This is a genomic window from Streptomyces cavernae, assembly GCF_004023625.1.
In the GTDB taxonomy this organism is placed as follows: Bacteria; Actinomycetota; Actinomycetes; order Streptomycetales; family Streptomycetaceae; genus Streptomyces; species Streptomyces cavernae.
In genome coordinates this window covers 25,925-34,571 of the sequence record NZ_RPDJ01000061.1, presented here as the reverse complement: position 1 = coordinate 34,571, position 8,647 = coordinate 25,925, and the positions used below count along the sequence as shown (strand labels likewise).

The window sequence follows — 8,647 nt, the reverse complement described above, 5'->3', positions numbered from 1 at the left end:
CCTGACCGCCGTCCTTGTCCGCACCCATCAAGTCGACGCGGTGCTGGAGTCACTCGCCGGCCTCGAAGGCGACGTGCTGTTCCTGCACAACTGGGCGGCCGGCGCGGAGCCGCTGGGCGCGGCGATCGGCCACGAGCGAGTACTGCTCGGCTTCCCGGCACTGGGCGGCACGATGGACGGCGACGTAGTCCGCTACCGCGCGACCAACTTCATGACCAGCCGGGTCCCGATGCCGATCGGCGAACCCGACGGCCGGACCACCCCGCGCCTGGAACGGATCGTCCGGGAGTTCCGCACCGCCGGGATCAAAGCCAAGGCCGAGCCGCGGATGGATGCCTGGCTCAAGACACACGCCGCGTTCGAGGTACCCCTCGGGCAGGCGGTGCACGCGGCGGGCGGCCCGGTAGCGCTGGCCGACGATCCCGACGCGGTCGGCGGCATGCTCCACCTCATGCGGCAGAACCTGGCCGCCCTGCCGACCCCGCCGGTCCCCCGCGCGTTCGTCGCACTGCAGACCCTGCCGGAAGGGCTGCTCGTGGCCCTGCTGCGGCGCTTCCTGCGCAGCCCAACGGCCGTACACAGCGGGCTCAGCGACGTCTCCCCTGCGACGGCGGCCGAACTAGGGCGGCTGGCAGAACAGACGCGTGCCCATGCGAAGGTCCGGTAGGCCATCGGCGGCAGTGGCTCCTCAGCTACGTGTGCGGCGCCGTGCTCCCCAAGGGGGCGACACGGCGGCGCCTGTACTGCGGTCCGGCCTGCCGTGCCCAGGCGTACAGGGACCGGCAGGTCACCGAGCGGCTCGGTGCGCTCGGCCGACTGTTCCTGAAGGCCGTGGCCACCGACGACAAGCGCCTGCTGAGGCGGCTGACGTGCCCCGTGTGCGGACGCATGACCTACGCAGCCGGGTCCCGCCGCCGGGACGCAAGGTACTGTTCCGCGCGCTGCCGAGACCGCGCATACCGCCGTCGTCATCGCCAGTACGGTGACGTCAAGACATCGGGCCAACGAGCCGTACCGACGGGTACGACGCACTGACGTCACGCAACGTCAATCTGTTCGCGAAGTCCTCCCAGGTCAGCGCTAGCGCCGAGACCCTACGGACGGGCTACGCACCCCTGATGCGCCTTCAAGATCCTCACGTGGCCCCTTTTGGGCTTACCTCGGAACCGGCGCGAATCGCATCTGATGCGAACTGGACGCATCCTGCGTCGCGCTGGCCGAGCGGGCATCGGAAAGCCGCTGATCAGCGGGTGAAGGGCCCGCCGTGTGTCTGTCGAGACGGTAGCCGACAGACCGGGCTTGTGTCCTTGCGCTTCACTCGATCGGATGGCTGACCTGCTGTTCCGCCCCCCTTCGCATCTGATGCGAGATTCTCGCGCCGGATGCGATCTACGGAGCGTGACGGTTTTGGCGGGCAAGGACGGGACATCACCGGGGGCCGCGCGGCTACACCTGGCCGACGGGGTGCCGCTGCTGCGGCCGGAAGAACAGGTCTTCGAGGCGATGCTGGACGGCTGGCGCAACCAGCAGCTGGCCCGGAACCTCGCACTATCGACCATCAACGGCCGGGAGCGAAAGGTGCGGGCGTTCGCCTCCCACGCGGACGCCTTCCCGTGGACCTGGTCCTCGACGCTGGCGGACGAGTGGTTCGGCGACCTGCGGGCGGTCCGCGGCTGCGTCCGCTCGACGCTGCGCGGCTACCAGGAGGCGGTACGGCTGTTCTGCGACTACGCCACTGACCCGGCCTACGGCTGGGCGGCCGAGTGCGAGCGGCGCTTCGGCACCCATCCGATCCAGGTGTGTCACGAGTGGAACACCGCCGTGCACATGCAGGAGTGCGAGGCCGAGACGCCGAAACGGGCCTTCACCCGGGACGAGTTGCAGGCGTTCTTCGACCACGCCGACGACGAGGTGAGCCGGGTCCGCGGACGCGGCCGCAAGGGCTGGCTGCCCGCCTTCCGCGACGCGATGCTCTTCAAGACCGCGTACGCCTTCGGGCTGCGGCGCAACGAGACGAGGATGCTGGACGTCGCCGACTTCGGCCGCAACCCCGAGGGGCCGGAGTTCGGCGAGTTCGGGGTCTGCTACGTGCGCCACGGCAAGGCGAAAAAAGGCTCGCCCCCGAAGCGCCGCAGCGTGCTGACGGTGTGGGAGTGGTCGGCCGAGATCCTCGACCAGTGGACGAGCGAGGTGAGGCCCGCGATGCGGCACGCGGACGGGCCCGCCCTATGGCCATCCGAACGCGGCCGACGCGTCGGCCTGCAACGGCTGGACTCCCGCTTCGCCGCCTACCGCGACGACCTCAGCCTGGACCCGGTCCTGGACTTCCACTCGCTGCGAAGGTCGTACGTCACACATCTCATCGAAGACGGCTGGGACGCCCTATTTGTCCAGCAGCAAGCCGGCCACGACCATGCGAGCACCACTTCCATCTACACCTGCGTGTCCTCCGACTTCCGCACCCGCACCCTGCGGCGGGCGCTGGACGCCACCGTCGAGGCGGCGCTCAAGCCCGCGAGGAGGGCCTGATGAAACGGCAGGTCAGCTACCAGTGGCGGCTGCGCGAACGGATGGCCGCAGCCGGGATGTTCACCACCAGTGAGCTCGCCCCGCCGCTCGCCGAGCGCGGCATCAACCTCTCGCTCTCCCAGGTCCACCGCCTGGTCACCGGCACTCCGGAGCGGTTGTCGCTGCCGGTGTTGGCCGCGCTCTGCGACCTCTTCGAGTGCACCCCGGCCGACCTGATCGCCACCAAGGCCGAGAACGCCGCCGCCCGCAAAGTCGCCACCGGCGATGCGGTCGTGGACCTGTCGGCGGTCCGTCCCAAGCGCGCCCGCATCCGGCCGGAAGGATGAGCCGCACCCGCGTCCGAGCCGAGGACTTGTTCTGCACACGATGTCGGCGAGGCGTCCGTCTCGGGGCGGCCCACTGGCCCGAGGGCTATCTCTGCGCGCGTTGCTACGACCACGCCCTGGAGACCTACGGGGCCTGCGTCGACTGCGGCACTGAGCGGCTGACTCCCGGCCTTGCGCCAGACGGCGGCAAGCTCTGCACCGACTGCGCCGGGGGCCTCGGCAACTTCATCTGCGAACGGTGCGGACGAGAGGCCAGGCGCTACCGACGCGGAGTCTGCGGTCAGTGCGTCCTGGCTGAGCGCCTTCGCGAGCTCCTCGACGACGGCACCGGCAGCATCCGGACCGAACTCCTCCCGCTTTTCGATGCCCTACGGCAGATGCGCCGCCCGAAAGGCGCCCTGACCTGGACGAGTAAGCTCCACGTCCAGCGGAACCTGCGGGCTCTGGCCCGCGGCGAAGTCCCGCTCACTCACGCGGGCTTGAGCCAGCTCACCCCCTGGCGATCGGTCACCTACCTGCGCGACCTGCTCGTCCAGGCTGGCGTCCTGCCCCCGGCCGACCGGCAGCTGTTGCTGTTCCAGCGATGGCTCGGAGAGAAGCTGCCCGCCGTCAGCGACGCCGAGCACCAAAGACTGTTGGAGCTCTTCGCCACCTGGCACGTCCAGCGCCGCCTGAACATCCTGGTCGGCCGCGGTCCGCTCACCGGCAAGCAAATGCAGCAGGCCCGCAACGAGATTCACCTGGCGACCGCTTTCCTCATTCACCTTGCCGAGCGCGGACGAACCCTCGCCGACTGCACCCAGGCCGATGTCGATACCTGGTACGCGGGCGGCTACACAGCCCGGCGCCTCACCCACGCCTTCCTGCGGTGGGCGATGCGGTCCAAACACATGCCGAAGGTCACTGTCCCGCACCGCTCCACAAGCAATCCGGCCCCGCTCGCCCAGCACCAGCGGCTCGCGCTGCTGCGACAGCTCGTGAACCGCGAGGACGTGCCGCTCCAGGACCGCGTCGCCGCAGTGCTCGTCCTTCTCTACGCGCAGCCGCTCACCCGGATCGCCCGGCTCGGCACCGACGACGTCCAGCACGGGAACGGCGAGGTCCTCGTCCGGCTCGGCGACCCGCCGTCGCCCGTCCCGGCCCCCTTCGCCGGGATGCTGCTGGACTACCTCCAGGGGCAGCGACCGAACACCATGACCGCGACCAATTCGGACACCCGCTGGCTCTTCCCCGGCCGCCGAGCCGGACAGCCCATGACCCCGGCCACTCTGGAACTCCGCCTCCGCCACCTGGGCTTCCCCACCCAGCGAGGACGCACGGCGGCGATCCGCCACCTCGTGCTCCAGGCCCCCGCTCCCGTGGTCGCCCGCATGCTCGGCTACCACGACGACACCACTGCCCAACTCGCCGCCGAGGCCGGAGGAACCTGGCGGCACTACGCCCCCGGAAACCACTCACGGTGACCGCAGCCCCTCGGCGGCTGGGGAGTACACGACTCCCGATTGCGCGAGCGCAAGGTCGCCAGCTCCGCTTACACGCGAGGCGGACCGGCGTCGACGACCGCCATCGACAGCTCCAGCGGGTCGAAGTGAATCAGCGACTCCAGCCACCAGGTCATGCCGGCCTCGGCGAGTCCCCTGAGGTCCACGTTCTTGTCTTCCTGCCACGCGGGACTCGCGTTGCCGCGCACGGCGATGTCGAACGCCCGGTCCTCAGGCAGGCCGGCGCGGAGCAACTCCTGACGGATGTCGGCGACTTCTTCGGCGGTCAGCTCGTGGTCGTCCGGGTTGGGAAAGATCCCGTCGCAGCCCGCGGCCCGGCCGATCACCCGCGGTTTGTTGGTGGAGCTGGCCATCCAGACCGGGATGCGGTGCGGCTCAGGTTCCGTGGCCGCCAGATTCACCTGATAGTGCGGGCCGCTGTGCTGGATGGCCATACCGGCCCACATCGCCCGCATCACCGCAAGCCCCTCGGTGAGCATCGCCGAGCGGGTCGCCAGGTCTGTGCGCTCCCCGAAGCTGCTGAAATCACCGGACTCGTCGACACCCACCCCGGTGCCGACGACGAGCCGTCCATGGGAGAGCCTGCTGACGGTGGACGCATGCCGGGCGACCATCCAGGGCCGGCGCCGGGCCAGCGGCGTGACCGTCGGACCGAGCAGCAGACTCTCGGTGGCGTGCGCGATCGCCGCCAACGTGGTCCAGGGATCGGCGATCGGCATCGCGTCGGTGACCACGTGATCCCACAGGAACACACCATCCCACCCGGCGGCCTCCGCTCGTACCGCCAGTTCGACAAGGACGTTGGGATCGCCGAACGGACCGAACGGCGGGAGGTAGACGCCGAAGCGCATGTTCTCGTTCATGGGGGACCTTCTCCAGGGCCGACTGCTGGGACGAGGGCGGATCAGGTGGCGATCCACCGTTCAGTCTGTCGGTCCATTTCGCGGCGTGTGAATTGGGTCACCGGTCACCACGGAACAGCGAGAGGTGCGGGTAGAACCTTGGCCGGACTCGATCGGCAATCACCCACAGTGACCAAAGGTCCACACTCGCCGGGGAATATGCGACGGTCGATTACGCGAGGTCGCCAGTTCGATTCCCCTAGGAAGATCGGCACAGCGCAAACTTCAACCACTGCGCCAATCCGATAGAACATCTGCGCCATGAGCGAGTGTTGCAGCGACCATGCTGAGAGGGCCGGTTGGCGATGAACGGCACTGGAGCGGAGGCCGACGGGCCCGCGCGGTGGTGCGCGGGCCCGCCGGGCGGGGCTGATGGGTCACAGGTTCACAGGCCGTCGGCGGCTGTGAGGGCTTCGAGTGCGCTGGCCTGGGTGCGCCAGTCCTTCTGGTTCGGGGTGGTGCCGGCCCAGCGCTGGCCGAGCCGGTTGATCGGGTCGCGGTCGGTGGCCCAGATCGAGTCGGCCTGCTTCTTGACGTACGCCTTGTAGGTAGCGGATCCGGTGGCGTCGGCGAGGTCGGCGAGGTGCCGTATGAAGATGCCCTTGAACTGTTTCTGGTTGTCGTCGCAGGAGCCGGTGCCGGTGTCGCAGGACTCGGTCAGGATGCCGTCACGGGTCAGCGAGGACGAGGACAGCGCGGCGTCGGCCAGCCTTTTGGCGGTGTCCAGGTAGCGGCTTTCGCCGGTGGAGCGCCACAGCTGGGTGAACGCGCCGATGGCCAGGCCCTGGTTGTAACTCCACACCGTCTGGCCGTTGTTGCCGCAGCCGGAGGTCAGGCCGTCGTTGACCAGACCGGAGGAATTGATCATCCCGCTGCCGAGATACCAGTTCGCGGCCGTGGTGGCGCGGGCGCCCCACACGCTGTCGCCGGCGATCCGCTGGTGGAGGGAGGTGGTCAGCCACAGGTACAGCCCATTGGTGACGGCGTTCTTGTAGGTGCGTTCCCGGTCCCACCACACACCGCCGCCGCAGGAGCTTGTGTCCCAGTACTGCTGCATGTAGGTGGTGATGGTGACGGCCTCGTCCAGATAGCGCCGCTCGCCCGTGTGGTCGTACGCCGCCAGCCAGGCCACCGCCCACCAGCCGGCGTCATCGATGGCACGGCTGATGAAGTGCCCCTCGACCGGATCCGAACCGCGCACGCCCGCCGCGAAGACGCCCTTGTTCTGCTCGAAGGTCCGGGCGATCGCCCAGTCGTAGTCCCGCCGCCCCGTCTGCTCGGCGAAATCGACCACCGAGGTGATCGCGACCGCCGAGTTCCACCAACTGCTGCGCCACCAGCCCTCGTTCGTCTGGTACGACGCCATCAGCGCATCCGCCGCCGCCCGTGCCCGGGTCGGCGCGGGCCTGACCCAGGCGGTGCAGCTGCCCTCCTGATGCGACGCCTCCCGGCCACACGCCCGCACCGCCCCGCCATACAGCAGACCGCGTGGGTCCCGGGTGGCGAACATCGCCGTCCGGGCCGAGGCCGCGCCGGCCGGCACGCTCGTACGGCCCAGGGAGGAGCCCTCCGGCCAGCTCGCGCCACCGTCCCAGGAACGGTCCAGCCAGATCTCGTCCCCCGAACCGCCGCCCGCGATGACACCCCAGGCCATACCGTTCTTCTGATCGACATGCAGGCTGATGGTGCGTCCGAAGAGCGTGGTCGACGGCACCGGGGTGTCGTCGCCCGCCGCGGTCGCCGGACTGGCGCCGTCGCAAGACGTGCCGTCGCACACCTTCGGATACACCCAGTCGGTACAGGTCACCCCGGCGGCGTCGCCGCAGGCACGGATCCAGCCACGCCGGTGCCCGACCGGGTCGGTGATGTTGTACATCAGCGTGCGGGTACCGGTCCACGTGGCGGGGATGCTCGCCTTGCCCAACTGCGGCTCCCAGGTCGCGCCCCGGTCCCAGGACCGGTCCAGCCAGACCCCGTCACCGGCCGTGCCGTTGTCGATACTCGCCCAGGCCATGCCGTCCGCATCGGAGACGTGCAGCTTGAGGATCCGGCCGTTAATGTCGCGGTTCGGCACCGGGAAGGTGTCCTGCTTCGCCTTCGACGGATCGAGGGCGTCACACGCCAGCGCACACACCTGGGTGGCGGCGTGGGAAGTGGTGGGGGCGGCCACCAGACCGGTCAGGGCGAGAGCCAGGGCCAGCAATCCGCCAAGGACGCGGGGTATCCGCCAAGACATGACGCGAACGCCTTTCCGTAACAGCCGTGCGCAAGTGGTGGAGGTGGGGTGTAAGGACACCGATGGACCACACCGTGGGAACCGAGATAGAAGCCACCGCTCAGTTAGCTCTTTCAGCGTTGCTGCTCCAGGGTGAGGACGGCGCACGGTTGACAGTCTGTTGGGTGGGGATGAGGCCACGGCCCCGGCGGACGTCTGAGGGCCGTCGTCACTCATGGGCCGGCTTCCATATGGGCACGGTCGGCGAGGACCGGAAGCCATCGCGCTCACAGATCCGGATGATCCGGTGGGCGCGGGCCTGCACCTGCCCTGCCCGCCCCGTGCGCGGAAACCCAACCGCCCCGGTACTGGCCGACCGCCCGGCTCGAAGAACCGGCACTCCGCCACCCGCTACGACGTGGGTAAAACGGTCAGGCGGCTCGAAAACATTGCCGGACGGGGCCAGACCAAAAGAACAGCTAAACGCTCTGAATATGCAAAGAGGGCCCGCCGATCGGGGCGGACCCTCTCACAGGGAGGATCGAGACTACTAGTGGATGATGATATGCAGCACCTTATGGGTGGGCACCGCATTGACACCGCCCTCCGAAAAAACCTCCCAAACCTGCCACTTTCCGAGCGTTCTCCAGGCCAGCTCGCCGCCTTGGGTCTTCTGATACAGATAGCTGATCTTGTTGTCTCCTGACCTGACGTGGGTTATGCCGTAGAGAGCCACATCCACATCTCCGCCGTTCGCAAAGCAAACATACGTCGGCGTTTGGCCAAAGCCGCCCGTACTGAATAGTGCGAAGTCATTTCTGCCCGCGCAATCGACCCTGTTGATGGCGCTCGCCGGAGGGGTAGCGAGCGAGAACGCTGCCAGTGTGATTGTGCCGACCGTAAGCAGCTTACGGAGTGCCGCCTTCATGATCCTCATTCCGTTTTCATGATCTTTGCCGTTTGCGCCACGACAAACCGGGAGTCAGACGACTACGCCGAAGCCTGGTCGCGGGTCTCGATGGTGCCAGGCGTGAGCAGACGTTTCGGTGTCCTTGGCCGTTCGGCGGCTAAGTACAGGGAAACCTGACGCGAACCGTCGCGTCCTCGTCGGGTCCGTCGGACGGCTGCCGGGGTGGGCGGCCGGGCGCTCGTGGGTCGAGGGATTCGGCCGTG

At 68.6% G+C, this 8,647-nt stretch carries 7 protein-coding genes; 4 read left to right on the top strand and 3 right to left on the bottom strand.

From position 1 onward, the window contains the following. From EF387_RS47240 to EF387_RS42970, 4 genes are all read left to right on the top strand, one after another. Positions 1 to 667, top strand: a 667-nt coding sequence (locus EF387_RS47240) for a ketopantoate reductase family protein (RefSeq protein ID WP_128382036.1), incomplete at its 5' end; no start/stop codon positions are given. A gap of 731 nt (positions 668 to 1,398) precedes the next feature. Continuing rightward, positions 1,399 to 2,529, top strand: coding sequence for a tyrosine-type recombinase/integrase (locus tag EF387_RS42980; RefSeq protein ID WP_238432035.1), 1,131 nt, complete (start codon positions 1,399 to 1,401; stop codon positions 2,527 to 2,529). Further along, positions 2,529 to 2,855: a helix-turn-helix domain-containing protein gene (locus EF387_RS42975; protein WP_128382035.1), complete on the top strand. Its 327-nt coding sequence runs from the start codon at positions 2,529 to 2,531 to the stop codon at positions 2,853 to 2,855. The genes EF387_RS42980 and EF387_RS42975 overlap by 1 nt, the downstream gene beginning before the upstream one ends. Then, positions 2,852 to 4,318 (top strand): site-specific integrase, encoded by a 1,467-nt coding sequence (locus tag EF387_RS42970; protein WP_128382034.1) that lies wholly within the window; start codon positions 2,852 to 2,854, stop codon positions 4,316 to 4,318. The genes EF387_RS42975 and EF387_RS42970 overlap by 4 nt, the downstream gene beginning before the upstream one ends. Positions 4,319 to 4,386: 68 nt before the next feature. Here the strand turns inward: EF387_RS42970 and EF387_RS42965 are convergent, their stop codons facing one another. From EF387_RS42965 to EF387_RS42955, 3 genes are all read right to left on the bottom strand, one after another. Continuing rightward, complete coding sequence (locus EF387_RS42965) at positions 4,387 to 5,220, bottom strand: LLM class flavin-dependent oxidoreductase (protein WP_128382033.1); 834 nt, start codon at positions 5,218 to 5,220, stop codon at positions 4,387 to 4,389. A gap of 424 nt (positions 5,221 to 5,644) precedes the next feature. Next, entirely contained in the window at positions 5,645 to 7,495 is a 1,851-nt protein-coding gene (locus EF387_RS42960) for a glycoside hydrolase family 76 protein (protein WP_128382032.1), read from the bottom strand. Positions 7,496 to 8,024: 529 nt separating this feature from the next. Further along, positions 8,025 to 8,402 (bottom strand): beta/gamma crystallin domain-containing protein, encoded by a 378-nt coding sequence (locus tag EF387_RS42955; protein WP_162467331.1) that lies wholly within the window; start codon positions 8,400 to 8,402, stop codon positions 8,025 to 8,027. Positions 8,403 to 8,647 lie beyond the last annotated feature (245 nt).

Bases quoted from the DNA above. Each gene is read 5' to 3' on its own strand.
- EF387_RS42960 (WP_128382032.1), bottom strand. From the start codon at position 7,495: ATGTCTTGGCGGATACCCCGCGTCCTTGGCGGATTGCTGGCCCTGGCT.
- EF387_RS42965 (WP_128382033.1), bottom strand. From the start codon at position 5,220: ATGAACGAGAACATGCGCTTCGGCGTCTACCTCCCGCCGTTCGGTCCG.
- EF387_RS42975 (WP_128382035.1), top strand. From the start codon at position 2,529: ATGAAACGGCAGGTCAGCTACCAGTGGCGGCTGCGCGAACGGATGGCC.
- EF387_RS42955 (WP_162467331.1), bottom strand. From the start codon at position 8,402: ATGAAGGCGGCACTCCGTAAGCTGCTTACGGTCGGCACAATCACACTG.
- EF387_RS42970 (WP_128382034.1), top strand. From the start codon at position 2,852: ATGAGCCGCACCCGCGTCCGAGCCGAGGACTTGTTCTGCACACGATGT.